The following is a 24239-nucleotide window of genomic DNA, read 5'->3' on the forward strand; positions in this document are numbered from 1 at the left end:
CACGTCGCCGACCGCGTGACAGTACCGCGGTCGGCGCGACGCCGCGCGCCCTGCCACCAAGCCTGCTCACACCTTCGGAGGTACCCCCATGTCCCGTCGTGAGGGCGATGCCCTTCCCCTGACAGCGGCCCAGTACGAGATCTGGCTCGCCGAGCAACGTGCCCGGACGGCGATCCCGGCCTACCGCATCGGCGAGTACCTGGAGATCCACGGGCCGGTCGACCCGGAGCCGTTCGAGACCGCGCTGCGCCTGGTCGTCGACGAGGTCGACGCCCTGCACGTGGGCTTCGTCGAGGACGGCGAGGGCCCGCACCAGGTCGTCCGCGAGCACACGGAGTGGAAGCCCGCGCAGGTCGACGTCAGCGGGGAGGCCTCGCCGCTCGCGGCGGCGCGGGAGTGGATGGACCGGGACCGGCTCCGGCCGCTGGACCTCGCCCGCGACCCGCTCTTCAGTTACGCGCTGATCGCGCTGGCACCGGACCGGTTCGTCTTCTACCAGAGCTACCACCACCTGGTGATGGACGGGTTCGGGTACACCATCGTCGGACGTCGCGTGGCACAGGCGTACACGGCGCTCGTCGAGGGGCGGCCGGTGCCGCCGTCCCCGTTCGGCTCGCTGGACGAGCTGATCGCCGGCGACGCGGCATACCGCGGCTCGGAGCAGTACATCGCCGACCGCGCCTACTGGACCGGGCGGTTCGCCGACCGGCCGGCACCGGCCCGGCTGTCGGACCGCCTGCCGGGCGGTCCCTCCGCCCAGTTCCGGCGCACTCCGCCGGCCGGACCACTGCGCCCCGGGGCGCTGCGCGACGCGGCAGAACGGACGGGTGTCCGCTGGTCCCGCGTCGTGATCGCGGCGACGGCGCTGTACGCGCACCGGCTGACCGGGGCCCGGGACGTGGTGCTGGGCCTGCCCGTCACCGGCCGGGGCGCCGACCCGGTACTGGCGGCGACGCCCGGTGCGGTGTCGAACCTCGTGCCACTGCGGCTGTCGGTGCGGCCGGACCTGCCGTGGTCGGAACTGGTCGAGCAGGTGGACCGGGAGGTCGCCGCCGCGCTGGCGCACCAGCGGTACCGCAGCGAGGACCTGCTCCGGGAGCTGGGGCAGTCCGGCACGATCGAGACGGCGTTCCCGCTGATCGTCAACATCATGTCCTTCGGCTCCGAGCCGAGTTTCGCCGGGCGGCCCGCCACGGTGTACGCCCCCCTGGGTACCTCCGCCAACGACCTGGCGATCTGGGCCGTGGGCGGGCGCAACGAGTACGGTCCGAAAATCGAGCTCGGGGCCTACGCGGAGGTGTGCACGGCGAAGGAACTCATCGACCACCAGCGGCGGTTGCTCGCGCTGCTGGGCACCCTCGCGGACTGCGACCCGCAGGAGGCGGTCGGCCGCATCGGCCTGATCGGGGCCGACGAGCACGGCGAACTGCTGGCCCTCGGCACCGGCACGACGACGGAAGCCCCCGCGGCCCTGCTGCCCGAGCACTTCCGGGCACGGGTGCGCGAGACGCCGGACGCGGTCGCGGTGGTGTCCGGCGAGGAAACGCTGACGTACGCCGAACTCGACGCACGGGCCAACCGCCTGGCGCACGCCCTGATCGCCCGGGGCGCCGGGGCCGAGCGGTCGGTGGCGCTGGCCCTGCCGCGCTCGGCCGGGCTGGTGGTGGCGATCCTGGCCGTGCTGAAGACCGGGGCGGCCTGCCTCCCGGTGGATCCGGAGCACCCGGCCGCCCGGATCGCGTATCTGCTCGACGACGCCCGGCCGGTGCTGCTGGTGACCGACTCCCGCACCCGGGACCGGCTGCCCGGGGCCGGCCCCGCCGAGCGGCTGGTGCTCGACGACCCGGAGACGGCCGCCCTGCTCGCCGAAGGCCCGGCGGCGGACCCGGCGGTGGCCGTCGACCCGCGCCACACCGCCCAGCTCGTCTACACCTCCGGCTCCACCGGACGGCCCAAGGGCGTGGCGTCGACGTACGGCGGCCTGGCGAACCTCTTCGCCCACCAGTGGCGGGAGCTGTTCCAGCCGCTGCTCGGGGACCGGGCACGCGTGGCGCTGACCACCTCGACGGCGTTCGACGCCTCCTGGGACCAGCTGTTCGGCCTCTTCGCCGGACACGAACTGCACATCCTGGACCTGGAGACCTGGGCGGACCCGGACGCCTTCGTCGACTACGCCGTGCGGCACCGGATCGACTTCGTCAACGCCACCCCGTCGTACCTGCAAGTCCTGCTCTCCCACGGCCTGTTGAGCAACGGCGAACACCGCCCGGCGGTGGTCGTGGCGGGCGGGGAGGCCGTCCCCGACCGCCTGTGGGAGCAACTGCGGGAGGCCGACGGGGTGGCCTGCTTCAACTTCTACGGGCCTTCCGAGTGCACCGTCGACGCGGCCGTCGCGCCGGTGGCGTCGAGCCCGCGCCCGGTGATCGGCCGTCCGGTCGCGGGCGCCCGGCTGTACGTGCTGGACACCGCGCTCCGGCCGGTGCCCACCGGGGTGCCGGGCGAGCTGTACATCGCCGGTGCGGGCCTCGCCCGCGGCTACCTCGACCGGCCGGGCCTGACCGCAGGACGGTTCGTCGCCGACCCGTACGGACCGGCCGGTGCCCGCATGTACCGCACCGGCGACCGGGTGCGGTGGGGCGCGGACGGCCGGCTGGAGTTCCTCGGCAGGGTGGACGACCAGGTGAAGATCCGGGGCTTCCGGATCGAGCCGGGCGAGATCGAGGCCGCGCTCGCCGCCCATCCCCGGGTCGCGCAGACCGCCGTGGTGGCACGGACCGACGACGAGGTCCGGCTGGTCGCCTATGTCGTACCGGCCGCCGGGGCGGCCCCGCGCTCGGCCGAGCTGCGCGAATACCTGCGCGAACGGCTGCCGGAGCACCTGGTGCCCGGCGCGTTCGTGCTGCTGGACGGGCTCCCGCTGACGCCCACCGGAAAGCTCGACCGCCAGGCGCTCCCGGCCCCCGGTCCGGTGCCGGTGACCGCTGGGCGGGCCCCGCGCACCGCGGCCGAGCAGGTGCTCGCGGGCCTCTTCGCCGACGTCCTCGGCGTGTCCGGGGTCGGAGTGGACGACAGCTTCTTCGACCTCGGCGGGCACTCGCTGCTGGCCACCCGACTGATCGCCAGGGCCCGCTCGGTGCTCGGTGTGGAGCTGGCCCTGGCCGACCTGTTCGACGCACCGACCGTCGTGGGCCTGGCGGCGGCCGTGGACGGGGCCGGCCGGGCGCGGCCCGCGCTGGGGCGGCACGAGCGGCCCGACACGGTGCCGCTGTCCTTCGCACAGCGCCGGCTCTGGTTCCTGCACAGCATGGAGGGGCCCAGCGCCACCTACAACGTGCCGCTGGCACTGCGGCTCTCCGGGGATCTCGACCAGCGGGCCCTGGAAGCCGCGCTGGCCGACGTCGTCGAGCGGCACGAGAGCCTGCGCACCGTCTTCCCGGTGGCCGACGGCGAGCCGTGCCAGCGCGTGCTGGACCTCGACGACGCCCGGCCCCGGCTGCGCGTCACCGCGGTCGAAGCGGACGAACTGCCGGAGCGGCTGGCCGAGGCGGCCCGGCACGGCTTCGACCTGGCGGCCGAACCCCCGCTGCGGACCGAGCTGTTCGAGCTGGGCGCGGACGAGCACACCCTGTTGCTGGTGGTGCACCACATCGCCGGCGACGGCTGGTCGATGGGCCCGCTGGCGCGGGACCTGACCGCCGCGTACGCGGCACGGGCGGCGGGCGGGAAGCCGGAGTGGGCGCAACTGCCTGTCCAGTACGCCGACTACACCCTCTGGCAGCGGGAGCTGCTCGGCGAGGAGACCGACCCGGACAGCCTCCAGGGCCGACAGCTCGCCTACTGGTCGGACCGGCTCGCGGGACTGCCGGAGCAGACCGAGCTGCCCTTCGACCGGCCCAGGCCGGCCGCGATGTCCTTCCGGGGGGCGCAACTGCCGGTCCGGCTCGACGCCGAACTGCACCAGGGCCTGCGCGAGCTCGCCAGGGACGGCGGCGCCAGCCTGTTCATGGTGCTCCAGGCCGGGCTGGCCGCCCTGCTCGGCAAGCTCGGCGCCGGCACCGACGTGCCGATCGGCACACCGATCGCCGGGCGCACCGACGAGGCCGTGGACGACCTGGTCGGCTTCTTCGTCAACACGCTGGTGCTGCGCACCGACCTCTCCGGCGACCCGACCTTCACCGAACTGCTCGGCCGGGTGCGGGCCGGCGCGCTGGCCGCGTACGCCCACCAGGACCTGCCCTTCGAGCAACTGGTGGAGGCGGTGAACCCGGCCCGGTCGCTGTCCCACCACCCGCTCTTCCAGACCATGCTCGCGCTGCAGAACGCGCCCACGGGCAGCTTCGACCTGCCGGAGCTCCGGGTGACCGGCGACCTGGTCGGCACCGGTACGGCCAAGTGCGACCTGACCTTCATCCTGACCGAACGGCCCGGCGAGGACGGCCTGTCGGGCGTGCTGGAGTACAGCACCGACCTGTTCGACGAAGCCACCGCGGCCGACCTCGTCGAGCGCTGGCTGCGGCTGCTCCGGGCCGTGGCCGCCGAACCGGACCGCCGGATCGGCCGGCTCGACGTGCTGTCGCCGGAGGAACTGCGCGAGCTGCTGCCGTCCGGTGCCGGTCCTGCCGATCACGCCCCGGAGAGCACCATCACCGCGCTCGTCGAGGAGCGGGTGCGGGTGAACCCGGCCGCGGTCGCGGTGGTGTGCGGCGACACCGCGTTGACCTACGGCGAGCTGAACGCCCGTGCCAACCGGCTCGCGCACGCGCTGATCGACCGGGGGGTGGGGCCGGAGCGGCTCGTCGCGCTGGCGCTGCCGCGCTCGGCCGAGCTGGTGGTCGCCGTCCTGGCCGTGCTCAAGGCCGGCGCCGCGTACCTGCCGGTGGACCCGCAGTACCCCGCGGCCCGGATCTCCTACCTGCTCCAGGACGCCTGCCCCGCCCTGCTGCTGACGACGAGTCGGATCGGTGAACTGCCCGGCGCGGAGTCCGTGGACCGGCTCCTGCTGGACACCGCCGACCTGGACGGGCTGCCGGACGAGGACCCCGGCATCGACGTCGGTCCGGGCCACCCCGCGTACGTCATCTACACCTCGGGGTCCACCGGCAACCCCAAGGGCGTGGTGGTCCCGCACCGGAACGTGGTGCGGCTGTTCGGTACCACCAGGGAGCTGTTCGCGTTCTCCGCCGAGGACGTCTGGACCCTCTTCCACTCCTACGCCTTCGACTTCTCGGTCTGGGAACTGTGGGGCCCGCTGCTGTACGGCGGCCGGCTGGTGGTCGTGGACTACGAGACCAGCCGCTCGCCCGGACGGTTCCTGGAACTCCTCGCCCGCGAGCGGGTGACGGTGCTGAACCAGACGCCGTCCGCCTTCTACCAGTTGATGCAGGCGGACGAGGAGGCGCCGGAGACCGGCCGGGTGCTCGCCCTGCGCACGGTGGTGTTCGGCGGCGAGGCGCTGGAGCCCGCCAGGCTGGCGGCCTGGTACGAACGGCACCCGGACGACGCGCCGCTGCTGGTCAACATGTACGGCATCACCGAGACCACCGTGCACGTCACCTACGCCGCGCTCGACCGGTCGGTCGCGACCGCGGGGGCGGCCAGTGTGGTCGGTGCCGCCATCCCCGACCTGCGCGCCCACGTGCTGGACGCCCGGCTGCGGCCGGTGGCCCCGGGCGTAGCGGGCGAACTGTACGTCGCGGGCGCCGGGCTGGCACGCGGCTATCTGAACCGGCCGGGCCTGACCGCCGGGCGGTTCGTCGCCGACCCGTACGGGCCGGCGGGCAGCCGCATGTACCGCAGCGGCGATGTGGTGCGCCGGGCCGGGGGAGGCAGCCTGCGGTTCGTCGGCCGGGCGGACCAGCAGGTGAAGGTGCGCGGCTTCCGGATCGAGCTCGGCGAGATCGAGGCGGCGCTGGCCGCGCACCCCGGCGTCGCCCAGGCCGCGGTCCTCGCCCGGCAGGACCGCGCCGACGACACCCGGCTGGTCGGATACCTGGTGCCGAGCGCGGGCCTCGCCCCGCGCTCGGCCGAGCTGCGCGAGTACCTGCGCGAGCGGCTTCCGGAGTACATGGTGCCCTCGGCGTTCGTGGAGCTGGACGCGCTGCCGCTGACCACCAACGGGAAACTGGACCGCCGGGCGCTGCCCGCACCGGAACTCGTCTCGGCGGGATCGGCGGGGGCCGGCCGCGCGCCGCGCACCCCGCAGGAGCAGATCCTCTGCGAGCTGTTCGCCGAGGTCCTCGGGGTGGCCGAGGCCGGGGTGGGGGACAGCTTCTTCGACCTCGGCGGGCACTCCCTGCTCGCCACCCGGCTGGCCGCCCGGGTCCGCGCGACCCTCGGCGTCGAGCTGGAGCTGCGCACCCTGTTCGAGTCCCCGACCCCGGCCACGCTGGCCGCCGCCCTCACGGGCGCCCGCCGGGCCCAGCTGGCCCTGGCGCCGTACCCGCGGCCGGAGAGGACCCCGCTGTCGTTCGCCCAGCGCCGGCTGTGGTTCCTGCACCAGCTGGAGGGCGCCAGCGCCAACTACAACATCCCGCTGGCCTGGCGGCTGTCCGGACCGCTCGACCGCGAGGCCCTGAAGGCGGCGCTGGCGGACGTGGTGGCCCGGCACGAGAGCCTGCGGACGCTCTTCCCGGCGGTGGACGGCGTGCCGTACCAGCGGGTGCTGGACGTCGTGGCGGCCCGCCCCCGGCTGCACCTGAGCCGGACCTCCGAGGCGGAGCTGGACGGTGTCCTGGCCACGGCGCTGGCCTGCCGGTTCGACCTGGAGACCGATCTGCCGCTGTACGCCGAGCTGTTCGAGCTGGCGCCGGACGAGCACGTCCTGCTGCTGGTGGTGCACCACATCGCGGGCGACGGCTGGTCGCTCGGCCCGCTGGCGCAGAACCTGACCGCCGCCTACGCGGCGCGCCGCCGTGGTGAGGAGCCGTCGTGGGAGGCGCCGGCGGTCCAGTACGCGGACTACACGCTGTGGCAGCACGAACTGCTGGGCGACGCCGCCGACCGGGACAGCCTGTTCGCCCGGCAGGCGGGCTACTGGACCGGGCAGCTGGCCGGCCTGCCGGAGCAGATCCAGCTGCCCACCGACCGGCCCCGCCCCGCGGTGGCCTCGCACCGGGGCGACTTCGTGCGGACCGGGCTGGACGCGGAGCTGCACCGCGGCCTGCGCGAGCTCGCCCGCACGCACGGCACCAGCCTGTTCATGGTGCTCCAGGCGGGGCTCTCCGCCCTGCTCACCAAGCTGGGCGCGGGCGAGGACATCCCGGTCGGCAGCCTGATCGCGGGCCGCACCGACCAGGCGCTGGACGAGCTGGTCGGGTTCTTCGTCAACACGCTGGTGCTGCGCACCGACACCTCGGGAGACCCGACCTTCGCCGAACTGCTCGGCCGGGTCCGGGACACCTCGCTGGCCGCGTACGCCCACCAGGAGCTGCCGTTCGAGTACCTGGTCGAGGCCCTCAACCCGGCCCGGTCGCTGTCGCACCACCCGCTGTTCCAGGTCATGCTGGTGCTGCAGAACGCCCCGAGGGCCGACTTCACCCCGCCCGGGCTGGAGACCGGCGAGGTCAAACTGACCACGACCACCTCCAAGCTCGACCTGATCTTCTCGATGTCCGAGCGGCACGCCGAGGACGGCACCCCCGAGGGGATCGACGGATTCGTCGAGTACGCCTGCGACCTGTACGACCGGGCGACCGTCGAGACGGTGATCGAGCGCTGGGTGCGACTGCTCGGAGCGGCGGTCGTCGACCCGCGGCGGCGGCTCAGCCGTCTCGACCTGCTCTCCGCCGGGGAGCGGCGCGCACTGCTGCCGGGGCCGGTCCCCGCGGAGACGGCCGGCTCCACCGGTCTGCCCGCGCTGTTCGAGGCCCGGACGCGGGAACGGCCGGACGCGGTCGCCGTGGTGAGCGGTGACCGCACCCTCACCTACCGGGAGCTGAACAGCCGGGCCAACCGGCTGGCCCACGCGCTGATCGGGCGCGGGGTGGGGCCGGAGCAGCTGGTGGCGCTGGCCCTGCCGCGCTCGGCGGAGCTGGTGGTGGCCGTCCTCGCGGTGCTCAAGACCGGCGCCGCGTACCTCCCGGTCGACCCGGACTACCCGGCCGCCCGGATCGCCCACCTGCTCGACGACGCCCGGCCCACGCTGCTCCTGACGGACCGCCGGACCGGTGACCTGCCGGGCGCGGAGGGGGTCGACCGGCTCGTCCTCCACACCGCCGACGGGTCGGACGGGTCGGACTGGCTGGATGGGCTGGACGGGCTGCCGGACGGCGACCCGGGTGTCGTGGTCGCGCCCGAGAGCGCCGCCTACGTCATCTACACCTCCGGCTCCACCGGGAAGCCCAAGGGCGTGGTGGTCCCGCACCGGAACGTGGTGCGGCTGTTCGACGCCACCCGGGCGCTGTTCGCGTTCTCCGCCGAGGACGTCTGGACCCTGTTCCACTCCTACGCCTTCGACTTCTCGGTGTGGGAGATCTGGGGCCCGCTGCTGCACGGCGGACGGCTGGTCGTGGTGCCGTTCGACATCACCCGCTCACCGGAGCGCTTCCTGCGCCTGCTGGCCGACGAGCGGGTGACGGTGCTGAACCAGACGCCGTCCGCCTTCTACCAGTTGATGCAGGCGGACGAGGAGGCGCCGGAGACCGGCCGGGTGCTCGCCCTGCGCACGGTGGTGTTCGGCGGCGAGGCGCTGGAGCCGGCCAGGCTGGCGGGCTGGTACCGGCGCCACCCGGACGACGCACCGCGCCTGGTCAACATGTACGGCATCACCGAGACCACCGTGCACGTCACCTACGCGGAACTGGACGGCACGCACACCGCCGGCCCGGCGAGCGTCATCGGCACCCCGATCCCCGACCTGCGCGCCCAGGTGCTCGACGCGTACCTGCAGCCGGTGCCCCCCGGGGTCGTCGGCGAGCTGTACGTGGCCGGCCCCGGGCTGGCGCGCGGCTATCTGAACCGGCCTGGCCAGACCGCCGGGCGGTTCGTCGCCGACCCGTACGGGCTGCCGGGCACCCGCATGTACCGCAGCGGGGACCTCGTCCGCCGACGCGCGGACGGGGGACTGGAGTACGCCGGCCGGGCGGACGACCAGGTGAAGGTGCGCGGCTTCCGGATCGAGCTCGGCGAGATCGAGGCGGCCCTGGCGGAGCACCCGCAGGTCCGCCAGGTCGCGGTGATCGCCCGGCAGGACCGGGCGGACGACACACGCCTGGTCGCCTACCTGGTACCCACGGCCGGAGCGGACGCCGGGCCGGACGCGCTCCGCGCCCACCTGCGCGAGCGGCTGCCGGACCACATGGTGCCGGCCGCGTTCGTCGCCCTCGACGCCCTGCCACTGACCGTCAACGGCAAGCTCGACCGGCGCGCCCTTCCCGAGCCCGACACCACCGGGGCCCCGGCCGGCCGGGCACCGCGCACCCCGCAGGAACACGTCCTGGCCGGGCTGTTCGCGGAGGTGCTGGGGGTGGCCCGGGTCTTCGCCGACGACGACTTCTTCGACCTCGGCGGGCACTCCCTGCTCGCCACCCGGCTGGTCGCCCGCGTGCGCGCGACCCTGGGCGTGGAACTGGAGCTGCGGAGCCTGTTCGAGACCCCGACGGTGGCCGGGCTGGCCGCCGGCCTGGGCGGGGCCGGCCGGGCGCGGCTCGCCCTGGGCCGCGCGGAGCGACCCGACCGCGTTCCGCTGTCGTACGCGCAGCGGCGGCTGTGGTTCGTCGACCAGTTGGAGGGGGCCGGCGGGATGTACCACATCCCGCTGGCCTGGCGGCTGACCGGCGATCTGGACCAGGACGCCCTGCGGGCGGCGCTCGGGGACGTCGTCGCCCGCCACGAGAGCCTGCGCACGGCCTTCCCCCAGGTCGACGGAGTGCCGTACCAGCTGGTCCTGGACGCCGGGACGGCCCGGCCGCTCCTGCCCGTCACACGGACCGACGAGGCGGGCCTGCCCGAGGCGCTGACCGAGGCGGTGGGACGCGGATTCGACCTGGCGGCCGAACCGCCCGTGCGCGCCGAGCTGTTCCGGCTGGCGCCGGACGACTACGTGCTGCTGGTGGTGATCCACCACATCGCGGGCGACGCCTGGTCGCTGGGCCTGGTGTCCGCCGACCTGTCCACCGCGTACGCGGCGCGTCTGCGCGGCGAGGAACCGCGCTGGGCGGACCTGCCGGTGCAGTACGCCGACTACACCCTGTGGCACGACCGGCTGCTCGGTGACCGGACCGACCCCGAGAGCCTGTTCGCCCGGCAGGCGGGCTACTGGACCGGGCAGCTGGCCGGTCTGCCGGAGCAGATCCGGCTGCCCGCCGACCGGCCCCGCCCCACGGCCATCTCCAGCCGGGGCGGACACCTCGCCGTCGAGCTGGACGCCGAGCTGCACGAAGCGCTCGTCCGCCTCGGCCGGGAGCGTGGCGCCAGCCTGTTCATGGTGCTCCAGGCGGGGCTCTCCGCCCTGCTCACCAAGCTGGGCGCGGGTGAGGACATCCCGGTCGGCAGCCTGATCGCGGGCCGGACCGACGAGGCGCTGGACGAGCTGGTCGGGTTCTTCGTCAACACGCTGGTGCTGCGCACCGACACGAGCGGCGACCCGACCTTCGCCGAACTGCTCGGCCGGGTCCGGGACACCTCGCTGGCCGCGTACGCCCACCAGGAGCTGCCGTTCGAGTACCTGGTCGAGGCCCTCAACCCGGCCCGGTCGCTCTCCCGCCAGCCGCTGTTCCAGACGCTGCTCGCGCTGCAGAACGCGCCGCGCTCCGCCTTCGACCTGCCCGGCCTCACCGCCGAGATCATGCTGGTGCAGTCGCCCACCGCGATGTTCGACCTCTCCTTCCACCTGGTGGAACGCGGCGGCACCGGCGGGGCGCCGGAGGGCGTCATCGGCCACATCGAGTACGCCACCGACCTGTTCGACCGGGCCACGGTGGAGGCACTGCTCGCCCGCTGGCTGCGGCTGCTCGCGGTGGCGGCGGCCGAGCCGGACCGGCCGCTGAGCCGGATCGACGTCCTCACCGCCGAGGAACGGCACGAGCTGCTGGTCGCGCGCAACGACACCGGGTGCCCGGCGCCCACGGCCGGCCTGCCCGCGCTGTTCGAGGCCTGGGCCCGGGCCACCCCGGACGCCGAGGCGGTGGTGTTCGAGGAGACCGTGCTCACGTACCGGGAGCTGAACGTCCGGGCCAACCGGCTGGCCCACGCGCTGATCGCGCGCGGGGTGGGGCCGGAGCAGATCGTCGCCCTGCGCCTGCCGCGCTCGGCGGAGCTGGTGGTGGCCGTCCTCGCGGTGCTCAAGACCGGCGCCGCGTACCTCCCGGTCGACCCGGACTACCCGGCCGCCCGGATCGACTACATGCTGACCGACGCGCGGCCGGCCGTCGTGCTCGACGACCTCGCGGCCGTCGACGCGCCCGGGGCGTACCCGGACACCGACCCGTCGGTGGTGCCGGACGCCCGGCACCCGGCGTACGTCATCTACACCTCGGGCTCCACCGGCCGGCCCAAGGCCGTGGTGATGCCCTCCGGCGCCCTGGCGAACCTGCTGCACTGGCACCACCGCGCCGTCGGCGGCGAAGCGGGCACGCGGACCGCCCAGTTCACCGCGCTCAGCTTCGACGTCTCGGTGCAGGAGATGCTGTCCGCGCTGCTGTTCGGCAAGACCCTGGTGGTGCCGACCGACGAGCAGCGCCGCAGCGCCGAACTCCTGGTGCGGTGGCTGGAACGGCAGCGGGTGGCGGAGCTCTTCGCGCCGAACCTGGTGGTCGAGGCGCTGGCGGAGGCGGCCGAGGAACACGGGCGGGACCTGCCGGACCTGCGGCTGATCGCGCAGGCGGGCGAGGCGATGCGGCTGGGCGGCGGCCTTCGGCGCTTCCAGGCCCGCAGGCCCGGCCGCGTACTGCACAACCACTACGGCCCGGCCGAGACCCATGTGATCACCGCCTTCCCGCTGCCGGCCGACCCCGCCGACTGCCCGCTGCCGGTGCCGATCGGCCGCCCGATCGCCAACAGCCGGGTGTACGTGCTGGATCCGGCCCTGCGGCCGGTCGCCCCCGGCGTCACGGGCGAGCTGTACCTGGCCGGGGCCGGGCTGGCGCGCGGCTACCTGAACCGGCCGGGTCTGACGGCGGGGCGGTTCGTCGCCGATCCGTACGGGCCGGCGGGCACCCGCATGTACCGCACCGGGGACCTGGTCCGCTGGCGCGCCGACTGCGAGCTGGAGTTCGCCGGCCGGGCGGACCATCAGGTGAAGGTGCGCGGCTTCCGGGTCGAACCCGGCGAGATCGAGGCGGAGCTGGCCGCGCACCCCGGCGTGGCCCAGGTCGCGGTGCTCGCCCGCGAGGACCGGCCGGGCGACACCAGGATCGTCGCCTACGTCGTGCCCTCGGCCGAGACCGGGACCACGGCGCCGGCGCTGGCGTCGTACCTGCGCGAGCGGCTGCCGGACCACCTGGTGCCGTCGGCGTTCGTGGTGCTGGACGTGTTGCCGTTGACGCCGAACGGGAAGCTGGACCGGGTGGCGCTGCCGGCGCCGGAGGCGGGTGTGCCCGGGGGCGGTCGTGCGCCGCGGACGCCGCAGGAGCAGATCCTGTGCGAGCTGTTCGCGGAGGTGCTGGGCCGGCCGCAGGTCGGTGTCGACGACGACTTCTTCGGCCTGGGCGGGCACTCGCTGCTGGCCACCCGGCTGGTCTCCCGGGTCCGGGCGACCCTCGGGGTCGAGCTGGAGCTGCGCCGGCTGTTCCGGACGCCGACACCGGCCGGGCTCGCGGCCGGCCTGCACGACGCCGCCACCGCACGGCAGGCGCTGGTGCCCCGGCCGCGCCGGGAACCGCTGCCGCTGTCCTTCGCGCAGCGCCGCCTGTGGTTCCTGCACCAGTTCGGGGCGCCCAGCGCGACGTACCACATGCCGCTGGCGCTGCGGCTCTCCGGCGACCTCGACCGGGAGGCGCTGGGGGCGGCGCTGACGGACGTGGTGGCGCGGCACGAGAGCCTGCGCACGGTGTTCCCGCACACCGGCGGCGTCCCGCACCAGCGCGTGCTGAGCGCCGCGGAGGCCACGATCCGGGTGCCGGCGTGCCAGGCGAGCGAGGCGGAGCTGCCGGAGCTGCTGCGCGAGGCGGCGGTGCGCGCGTTCGACCTGACGGCGGACCTGCCCGTCCGGGCACAGCTGTTCACGCTCGCGCCGGACGAGCACGTCCTGCTGGTCGTCCTGCACCACATCGCCGGCGACGGCTGGTCCATGAGCCCGCTCTCCCGCGACCTCGCGACCGCGTACGCCGCACGCAGGCGAGGCGGCGCCCCGGGCTGGGCGCCGCTGCCGGTGAGCTACGCGGACTACACCGCCTGGCAGCACGAGATCCTCGGTGAGGAGTCCGACGCGGACAGCGTGTTCGCACGCCAGGTCGGGTACTGGACCGAAGCGCTCGCCGGGCTTCCCGAGCAGCTCCCGCTGCCGGCCGACCGGCAGCGGCCGGCGGTCATGACCTATGGCGGCGGGCTGCTGGACGTCCGGATGGACGCCGAACTGCACGCCGGACTGGCCGAGTTGGCCCGGCGTTCCGGCGCCAGTCTGTTCATGGTGCTCCAGGCGGGTCTGGCGGCGCTGTACACGCGGCTGGGCGCGGGGACGGACATCCCGATCGGGAGCCCGATCGCGGGCCGGACCGACGAGGCGCTGGACGACCTGGTCGGGTTCTTCGTCAACGCGCTGGTGCTGCGCACCGACACCAGCGGCGACCCGAGCTTCCTCGAACTGCTGGGCCGGGTGCGGGAGACGACGCTGTCGGCCTTCGCGAACCAGGACGTGCCGTTCGAGCACCTGGTGGAGGTGCTGAACCCGGCGCGGTCGATGTCGCTCCACCCGCTCTTCCAGACCGTGCTGGCCCTGCAGAACGCGCCGATGGGCGACTTCGAGCTGCCCGGGCTGGTGGTCTCCGGGGTGGCGGTGCAGACCGGGACCTCGCGGGTCGACCTGACCTTCGGCCTCGCGGAGAACCGCGGGCCCGACGGCGCACCGGCCGGGCTGACCGGTGCGGTCGAGTACAGCACCGACCTGTTCGACCGGCGGACGGTCGAGACCCTGTTCGCCCGCTGGACCCGGTTGCTGGCCGCGGTCGCCGCCGCTCCCGACCGGCCGATCGGCTCGATCGACCTGCTGGACGGAGCGGAGCGCCGCGAACTCCTGCCCGCCGTCGAGGGCGAGGTGGCCGCCGCGAGCCTGCCGGATACCTTCGCGGCACAGGTGGCGGCGACGCCGGACGCGGTCGCCCTGGTCGACGGGCCGACCGAGCTGACCTACCGCCGGCTGAACGCGTGGGCCAACAGGTTCGCGCATGCCCTGATCGCGCGCGGGGTCGGGCCGGAGCGGACCGTGGCGGTGGCGCTGCCGCGGTCGGCGGAGTCCGTGGTCGCCGTCCTGGGCATCCTGAAGGCGGGCGCCGCCTACCTGCCGGTGGACCCGGCGTACCCCGCCTCCCGGATCTCGTACATGCTGGACGACGCGCGGCCGGTTCTGGTGGTCGACGATCCGGCGCTGGTGACGGAGACCGAGGGCTTCCCGGAGAGCGATCCGGTGGTGGCGCAGGATGTCCGGCACCCGGCCTACGTGATCTACACATCGGGGTCGACCGGTCGGCCCAAGGGCGTGGTGGTGAGCCACACCGGTGTGTCGGGCCTGGTGGCGGCGCAGGTCGAGCGGCTCGGCCTGGAGCCGGGCAGCCGCGTCCTCCAGTTCGCCTCGCCCAGCTTCGACGCGTCGTTCTGGGACCTGTGCAGCGCCCTGTTGACCGGTGCCACCCTCGTGCTGGCTCCGGCCGAGGCCCCGATGGAGGCCCTGACGGACCGCCGGCTCGACGTCACCCATGTGACCTTGCCGCCCTCGGCCCTGGCCGCGCTGGACGGTGACGACCTCACGGCCGGCACCCTGGTGGTGGCGGGTGAGGCCTGTTCGCCGGAGCTGGTGGCGCGCTGGGCGCCCGGGCGCCGGATGATCAACGCGTACGGTCCGACGGAGACGACGGTGTGCGCGACGATGAGCGACCCCCTCGCACCCGGGTCGGGCGTGCCGCCGATCGGCCGGCCGGTCGCGGGCTTCCGGGTGTACGTACTGGACGAGCGGCTGCGCCTGGTGCCGCCGGGCGTCGCGGGGGAGTTGTACGTCGCGGGCCCGGGGCTGGCCCGGGGCTATCTGAACCGGCCGGGTCTGACGGCGGGGCGGTTCGTCGCCGATCCGTACGGGCCGGCGGGCTCGCGGATGTACCGCACGGGAGATCTGGCCCGCTGGCGCGCCTGGGGGTCCCCCCGGTCGGTGGGGGCGCCTCCCAGCCTCCCCCAGCCTTCGGCCGGGGGGACCCCCATGGCTGGGGGCGCGGGGGGAGGTGAGCTGGAGTACGTCGGCCGGGCGGACCATCAGGTGAAGGTGCGCGGCTTCCGGGTCGAACCCGGCGAGATCGAGGCGGCCCTGGCCGAGCACCCCGCCGTCGCCCGGGCCGCCGTCCTCGCCGACGGTGACCGGCTCGTCGGCTACGTGGCACCGCGCCCCGGTACTGTCGCCCGCCCGTCGGCGCTGGCGGGGTATCTGCGGGAGCGGTTGCCCGACTACCTGGTGCCGTCGGCGTTCGTGGTGCTGGACGTGTTGCCGTTGACGCCGAACGGGAAGCTGGACCGGGTGGCGCTGCCGGCGCCGGAGGCGGGTGTGCCCGGGGGCGGTCGTGCGCCGCGGACGCCGCAGGAGCAGATCCTGTGCGAGCTGTTCGCGGAGGTGCTGGGCCGGCCGCAGGTCGGTGTCGACGACGACTTCTTCGGCCTGGGCGGGCACTCGCTGCTGGCCACCCGGCTGGTCTCCCGGGTGCGTTCGGCCCTGGGGGCCGAGGTGGGGCTGCGCGCGCTCTTCGAGGCGCCGACGGCGGCCGGCCTGGCGGCGCGGCTCGCCGGGGCCGACCGGACCAGGCCCGCGCTGGCGCCGTACGAGCGACCGGAGTCGGTACCGCTGTCGTTCGCGCAGCGCCGCCTGTGGTTCCTGCACCGGATGGACGGGGCCGCCGCGGCCTACCACATCCCGCTGGCGCTCCGGCTGACCGGAGCGCTGGACCGGAAGGCGCTGGAGGACGCGCTGGCCGGGGTCGTGGCCCGGCACGAGAGCCTGCGGACGGTGTTCCCGGAGCTCGACGCCGTGCCGTGCCAGCGAGTCCTCGACCCCGAGGCGGCCCGGCCCCGGCTACGGGTGACCGAGGCCGGGGAGGACGATCTGCCACAACGGCTCGCCCGTGCGGCGCGGCTCCCGTTCGACCTCGCGGCGGAACCACCGCTGCGCGCCGAGCTGTTCGCGCTCGCGCCGGACGAGCACGTGCTGCTGCTGGTCGTGCACCACATCGCCGGTGACGGCTGGTCCACCGGCCCGCTCGCACGCGACCTCGCCGAGGCCTACGCCGCCCGGTGCCAGGGCCGCGAGCCGGACCGGGGCGCCCTGCCGGTGCAGTACGCCGACTACACGCTCTGGCAGCGCGAGCTGCTCGGCGACCCGGACGACCCGGACAGCCGGTTCGCCGGACAACTCCGCTACTGGACCGAGCAGCTGGAAAGCCTTCCGGAGCGGATCCCGCTGCCCGCCGACCGTCCGCGGCCGGCCGTCGCCGGCTACCGGGGAGACGCCCTCGGCCTCGAACTGTCCCCGGAACTGCACGCCGGACTGGCCGAGTTGGCCCGGCGTTCCGGCGCCAGTCTGTTCATGGTGCTCCAGGCGGGTCTGGCGGCGCTGTACACGCGGCTGGGCGCGGGGACGGACATCCCGATCGGGAGCCCGATCGCGGGCCGGACCGACGAGGCGCTGGACGAGCTGGTCGGGTTCTTCGTCAACACGCTGGTGCTGCGCACCGACACCAGCGGCGACCCGGCCTTCGGCGAACTGCTGGGCCGGGTCCGGGAGACCGCGCTCGCCGCCTACGCCCACCAGGACGTGCCGTTCGAGCACCTGGTGGAGGTGCTGAACCCGTCCCGCTCGCTCTCGCACCACCCGCTCTTCCAGACGATCCTCGCCGTGCAGAACGCGCCGATGGGAGAGTTCGGGCTGCCCGGCCTCAGGGCGTCCACCTTCGCCGTGCCGACCGGAACGGCCAAGTTCGACCTCGGCTTCAACCTGAGCGAGCGGTTCCGCCCCGACGGCAGCCCGGACGGGATCGCCGGTGTGGTCGAGTACGCCACCGACCTGTTCGACCGGGACACGGTCGCCGCTCTCGCCCGGCGCTGGACGCTCCTGCTGGAGGCGGTCACCGCCGATCCGGACCGGACGATCGGGGGGATCGACCTCCTCGAATCCGAGGAGCGGAGCCGGCTGCTGGAGCGCGGCAACGCGACCGCTCGCGAGGTGGCCACCGTGCCGGTGCCGGAGGCGTTCGCGGCACAGGTGGCCGCGACACCGGACGCGCTCGCCCTGGTCTGCGGGGACATCCAGCTGACGTATCGTCAGCTGGATTCCCGGGCGAACCGGTTCGCGCACGCGCTGATCGCCAGGGGCGTCGGCCCGGAGCGACTCGTGGCCGTGGCGCTGCCCCGGTCGGTGGAGTCCGTGGTGGCCGTCCTCGGCGTCCTGAAGGCCGGTGCCGCGTACCTTCCGGTGGACCCCGCGTACCCGGCGGCGCGGATCGCGTTCATGCTGGAGGACGCCCGTCCGGCACTGGTGGTCGACGATCCGGCGATGGTGGCCGAGGTGTCCGAATGGCCGGACACCGATCCGAAGACCACCCTCGACGTCCGGCATCCGGCCTATGTGATCTACACCTCGGGCTCGACCGGCCGGCCCAAGGGCGTCGTGGTCGGCCACGGCGGCGTGGCCAGTCTTGTCGCCGCGCAGATCGAGCGGTTCGCGATCGAACCCGACAGCCGGGTGCTCCAGTTCGCCTCGCCCAGCTTCGACGCCTCGGTGTCGGAGATCTTCACCGCCCTGCTGCGCGGCGCGGCCCTGGTGCTGCCTCCCGCGGCGGAACCGGTCGCCGCGCTGACCGACCCCGGCCTCGCGGTCACCCACGTGACCGTGCCCCCGTCCGTCCTGGCGGCCCTGCCGGAGGGCGCGGTCACCGTGTCGACCCTGGTGGTGGCGGGTGAGGCCTGCCCGCCGGAGCTGGTGGCGCGCTGGGCGCCCGGGCACCGGATGATCAACGCGTACGGTCCGACGGAGACGACGGTGTGCGCGACGATGAGCGACCCCCTCGCACCCGGGTCGGGCGTGCCGCCGATCGGCCGGCCGATCGCCAACGCCCGGGTGTACGTGCTGGACGAGCGGCTGCGCCCGGTACCGCCCGGCGTACCGGGTGAGCTGTACGTCGCCGGCGCGGGCCTGGCCCGCGGCTACCTGAACCGGCCGGGCCTGACGGCCGGGCGGTTCGTCGCCTGCCCGTTCGGCACGGACGGCCACGGGCCCCACGCCCCCAGCCTGGCGGCCGGGAGGTGCCCCCAGCCCGATGGCGGGCAAGGAGGGAGGATGTACCGCACCGGCGACGTGGTGCGCTGGCGCGCCGACAGTCAGCTGGAGTACGTCGGCCGCGCCGACGACCAGGTGAAGGTGCGCGGCTTCCGGATCGAGCCCGGCGAGATCGAGACGGCCCTGGCCGAGCACCCCGCCGTCGCCCGGGCCGCCGTCCTCGCCCAGGACGACCGGCTCATCGGCTACGTCGTCCCGCGCCAGGACGCCGGCCGCGACGGCGGCCGCGAAGCCGACCACGTGGGCGAGTGGCGGGACATCTACGACGCCCTGCCCATCACCCCCGGGGAAACCGCCTTCGGCCAGAACTTCGTCGGCTGGAACAGCAGTTACGACGCGAGCCCGATCCCCGTCGAGCAGATGCGGGAATGGCGGGACGCCACCGTGGCCCGCATCCTGGCCCTGCGCCCCCGCCGGGTGCTGGAGGTCGGCGTCGGCACCGGCCTGCTCCTCTCCCAGATCGCCCCGCACTGCGAGTCCTACTGGGCGACCGACTTCTCCGCCACCGCGATCGACGCGCTGGCCGCCCAGGTCGCCCGGCAGGAGGAGCTGGCCGGACGCGTCGTGCTGCACACCCGCCCCGCGCACGACACCGACGGCCTGCCCGCCGGGCAGTTCGACACCATCGTGCTGAACTCGGTGATCCAGTACTTCCCGTCCGCCGACTACCTCACGGACGTGATCGACCGGCTGGTGCGGCTGCTCGCCCCCGGTGGCGCGCTCTTCGTCGGCGACATCCGCAACCTGCGGCTGCTGCGCCCGCTGGCCACCGCCGTCCAGCTGCACCGGGCCGGAGACGGCGCCGACCTGGCGACGGTGCGTCGGGCGGTGGAACAGTCCCTCCTGATGGAGAAGGAGCTCCTGGTCGACCCGGACTTCTTCACCGTCCTGCGGGACGGCGGCACCGACATCGGCGCGGTGACCGTGGAGGTCAAGCGGGGCCGGTACCACAACGAGCTGACCCGGTACCGCTACGACGTCACGCTGCGCAAGCGGCCTGCCGCCCCGGTGGAGGGCGACGCGACGGCCGAACTCGCCTGGGGCCGGGGCGTGACCGGGCTGCCGGAGCTGCGTGAGCTCCTCGACCGGCAGAGCGGCCACCCGGTCCGGATCACCGGCGCACCCAACCGCCGCGTGCTGCGCGAGGCGGCCCTGGCCCGGGCCGTGCAGGACGAGGACCTCCCGCTCGGGCCGCTGCTGGACCGGCTGCACGCCCCGGAGGAGGACGCGGCGCCCGATCCCGAGGACTTCCACGCCCTCGGGGACGAGCTCGGCCGCCCGGTGTCCGTCACCTGGTCGGCCACCGGCCCGGACGCCCTGGACATCGTCTTCGGCGGCGCACCCGGTGACGCCCCGGCCGAGGCGTACCGGCCCACCCGGGGCGCGGGCACGGCGCCGTCCCCGCTCACCAACCGCCCGGCCGGAAGCCGCGGTACCGCGGCCCTGGCCGCCGAACTCCGGGGCTGGCTGGGCGGCCGGCTGCCCGACTACCTGGTGCCGTCGGCGTTCGTGGTGCTGGACGCGCTGCCGCTGACCGCCAACGGCAAGCTCGACCGTCGCGCGCTGCCCGCCCCCGACCTTGGAACGGTCGCCGGCGGCCGGGCTCCGCGCACCCCGCAGGAGGAACTGCTCGCCGAACTCTTCGCCGACGTGCTCGGTCTGCCCCGGGTCGGCGTCGAGGACAGCTTCTTCGACCTCGGCGGCCACTCGCTGCTGGCGACCCGCCTGGCCTCCCGGGTCCGGGCGGTCTTCGGTGCCGAGCTGGAGGTCCGGACGCTCTTCGAGCACCCGACCGTGGCCGCCCTGGCGGGCCGCCTCGACGGCTCCGTCACGGAGCGGCCCGCGCTGACCGCCCGGCCGCGCCCCGAGCGCCTCCCGTTGTCCTTCGCCCAGCGCCGCCTGTGGTTCCTGCACCGGATGGACGGGCCGAGCGCCACCTACAACATGCCGCTGGCGCTGCGGCTCTCCGGCGCCCTCGACCGGGAGGCGCTGGGGGCGGCGCTGGCGGACGTGGTGGGACGGCACGAGAGCCTGCGGACCGTCCTGCGAGAAGCGGACGGCGTGCCCCACCAGCAGGTGCTGAGCGCGAGCGAGGCGTACCCGCCGCTGCCGGTGGTCGAGCTCGACGAGAGCCGGCTGCCGGAACGGCTCGCGCAGGCGGCCCGGCGCGGCTTCGACCTCGCCGCCGAACCGCCGATCCGGGCGGAGCTGTACGCGCTCGCCCCCGAACGGCACGTCCTGCTGGTCGTGGTGCACCACATCGCCGGCGACGGCTGGTCGATGGGCCCGCTCTCCCGCGACCTGGCCACGGCCTACGCGGCCCGCTGCCGGGGAGAGGAGCCGCACTGGCAGCCGCTGCCGGTCCAGTACGCCGACTACACCCTGTGGCAGCGCGACCTGCTCGGCGAGGCCGCCGACCAGGACAGCCTGTTCGCCCGGCAACTCGACTACTGGAAGGGCGAGCTGGCGGGCCTTCCGGACCAGGTCCGGCTACCCTCGGACCGGCCCCGGCCGGCCGAGGCCTCCCAGCGCGGCGGCCGGATCGAGGTCCGGCTCGACGCGGACCTGCATCAGAACCTGCGGGACCTGGCCACCGCGCACGGCGCCAGCATGTTCATGGTGCTCCAGTCCGGCCTCGCCGCCCTGCTCACCCGGCTCGGCGCCGGCACCGACATCCCGATCGGCAGCCCCATCGCCGGGCGGACCGACCAGGCGCTGGACGACCTCGTCGGGTTCTTCGTCAACACGCTCGTGCTGCGCACCGACACCGGCGGTGACCCGGGCTTCGCCGAACTGCTCGGCCGGGTACGGCAGAAGGCGCTGGCCGCCTACGCCCACCAGGACGTGCCGTTCGAGTACCTGGTCGAGGCCGTCAACCCCACCCGGTCGCTGGCCCACCACCCGCTGTTCCAGGTCATGCTGGCCCTCCAGAACGCCCCGGCCGGCGAGTTCATCCTGCCGGGACTGGAGACCGCCCACCTGGCGGCCCCGACCGGCACCGCCCGCGTCGACCTGACCGTCAGCCTGGCCGAGCGGTACGGCCCGGACGGTGTCCCGGCGGGCGTGCTCGGCGCGGTCGAGTACGCGACCGACCTGTTCGACCCGGCCACCGTGGAACGGCTGTTCGCCCGCTGGGTGCGGCTGCTGCGCGCGGCCACCGCCGAGCCGGACAAGCCGATCGGCCGACTCGACCTGCTGTCCGTCGAGGAGCGCCATGAGCTGCTGGTCGAGTTCAACCGGACCGCCGCCGAACTGCCCGAGGCCGGTCTGCCGGAGCTGTTCGCCCGCCGGGTGGCGGCCACACCGGAGGCGGTCGCGGTGGTCGCGGACGGTACCGAACTGACCTACCGGGAGCTCGACCTGCGGTCCAACCGTCTGGCGCGGGCGCTGATCGGGCAGGGCGTGCGGCCGGAGACCCCGGTCGCGGTCCTGCTGGAGCGCTCGGCGGAACTCGTCGTCGCGCTCCTGGCGATCGTCAAGGCAGGCGGCGCGTACGTCCCGCTCGACCCGCGGTTCCCGTCCTCCCGGATCGACCTGATCATCCGGGAAACCGGCGCGGTGCTGGTGCTCACCGAGGACGTGCTGACCGCGCTGAGCCAGGCCGAGTCCGACGATTCCGACCCGCACGTCACCTGTGATCCCCGGCAGCTGGCGTACGTGATGTACACCTCCGGCTCGACCGGCCGGCCGAAGGGGGTCGGTGTCACCCACCGCGACGTGGCGGCGCTCGCCCTCGCCCCGTGCTGGCGCGAGGGCGGCCACGAGCGGGTGCTGCTGCACTCGCCGACCGCCTTCGACGCCTCGACCTACGAGCTCTGGTCACCGCTGCTCGGCGGCGGCCGGGTCGTCGTCGCACCGCCCGGCCGGCTCGACCTCGACCTGCTCGCGGGAGCGGTCGCCGACCACGGGGTGACCGGACTGTGGCTGACGGCCGGCCTGTTCCGGCTGGTGGCCGAGGAACGGCCGGGCCTGCTCGCCGGGGTCCGCGAGGTGTGGACCGGCGGCGACGTGGTGCCGCCGTCGGCCGTCGCCCGCGTGCTGGCGGCCTGCCCGGGCACCGCCGTGGTCAACGGTTACGGCCCGACCGAGGCCACCACCTTCGCCGCCCACCACCGGGTCCGGACGCTTCCCGGGGCCGCCGCGAGCGTGCCGATCGGCCGGCCCATGGCGAACATGCGCGCCTACGTGCTCGACGCCGGGCTGCAGCCGGTGCCGACGGGTGTGGAAGGCGAGCTGTACCTCGCCGGGGCCGGCGTGGCCCGGGGCTACCTGGGCCGGCCGGGCCTCACCGCCGAGCGCTTCGTCGCGGACCCGTACGGGCCTGAAGGACAGCGGATGTACCGCACGGGCGACCTGGCCCGGTGGCTGCCCGGTGGTGCCCTGGAGTTCGTCGGACGCACCGACGAACAGGTCAAGTTGCGGGGCTTCCGGATCGAACCCGGCGAGGTCGAGGCCGTCCTCGCGGCCTGTCCCGGCATCGCCCAGGCGGCCGTCCTCGCCCGCGAGGACCAGCCCGGCGACCAGCGGCTGGTCGCCTACCTGGTGCCCGCCGCCGAGGGCGCGCCCGCGGCGGACGAACTCGCCCGCAGGCTCGGCCGCGAACTGCCCGAGTACATGGTGCCGTCGGCCTTCGTCACCCTCGACGAGCTGCCGCTGACCGCCAACGGCAAGCTGGACCGGGCGGCCCTGCCCGCACCCGGGTTCGAGGCGACGGGCGTCGGCCGCGGCCCGCGCACCCCGCAGGAGCAACTGCTGTGCGCCCTGTTCGCCGAGGTCCTCGGCCGGGAGCGGGTCCACCTCGACGACAGCTTCTTCGACCTCGGCGGGCACTCGCTGCTGGCCGCCCGCCTGGTCTCGCGCATCCGGGAGACACTGGGCGTCCCGGTGGGCCTGCGCACCCTGTTCGAGGCACCCACCGTGGCCGGTCTGACACACCGTCTGGCCATGAACGACCCCGAGGACGCCTTCGACGTGGTCCTGCCGCTGCGGTCGACGGGCAGCCGCCCGCCGCTGTTCTGCATCCACCCCGGCGGCGGCATCAGCTGGTCCTACTCCGGGCTCCTGAACCACCTCGGCCCGGAGTACCCGGTGTACGCGATCCAGGCGCGCGGCCTCGCGCGCCCCGAGACCCTGCCGACGTCCTACGAGGAGATGGCGGCCGACTACGCCGACCAGATCCGCAAGGTCCAGCCCGACGGCCCCTACCGGCTGCTCGGCTGGTCCGCCGGCGGGTTGATCGCCCACGCGATCGCCTGCGAGCTCCAGGCCCGCAGCGAACGCACCGAACTCCTGGCGGCCCTCGACGCCTACCCGGTCAAGGACGTGGTGCTCGACGAGTCCCCCGTGCCCACCGAGCGGGACGTGCTCGTCGGCATCCTCGACTGCGACCCCGCCGACCTGGGTGAGGGGCCGCTCTCCTACACCGAGGTCGCCGAGATCCTCCGCCGCCGGGGCAGCGCCCTGGCGCACCTGGACGAGCGGCGCATCGAGGCCGTCGTCCGGATCATGATCAACAACGCCGAGCTGGCGGCCACCCACGCCCCCGGCCGGTTCGAGGGGGACCTGCTGCTGTTCAACTCCACGATCGACCGCACCGAGGACTCGGCCGGCGCCGCCACCTGGCGGCCGTACGTCACCGGCCGGATCGACTCGCACGACATCACCACCCGCCACGACCGGATGACCCAGCCGGGCTCACTGGCCCAGATCGGACCGATCGTGGCCGCCCGCCTCGCCGAGGTCACCGGCGACACCGCCCTTTCCCACCAGGAGGACTGAC

Annotated in this window: 1 protein-coding gene; it reads left to right on the forward strand. The window is 74.7% G+C overall.

Annotated features, from left to right (window positions below; translation table 11 throughout):
- Positions 1 to 88 precede the first annotated feature (88 nt).
- Positions 89 to 24238, forward strand: coding sequence for a non-ribosomal peptide synthase/polyketide synthase (locus ACIO5D_RS24865; protein WP_400797891.1), 24150 nt, complete (start codon positions 89 to 91; stop codon positions 24236 to 24238).
- Position 24239 lies beyond the last annotated feature (1 nt).

Origin of the sequence: Kitasatospora sp. NPDC087315, from assembly GCF_044744345.1 — a bacterium.
Lineage (GTDB): Bacteria > Actinomycetota > Actinomycetes > Streptomycetales > Streptomycetaceae > Kitasatospora.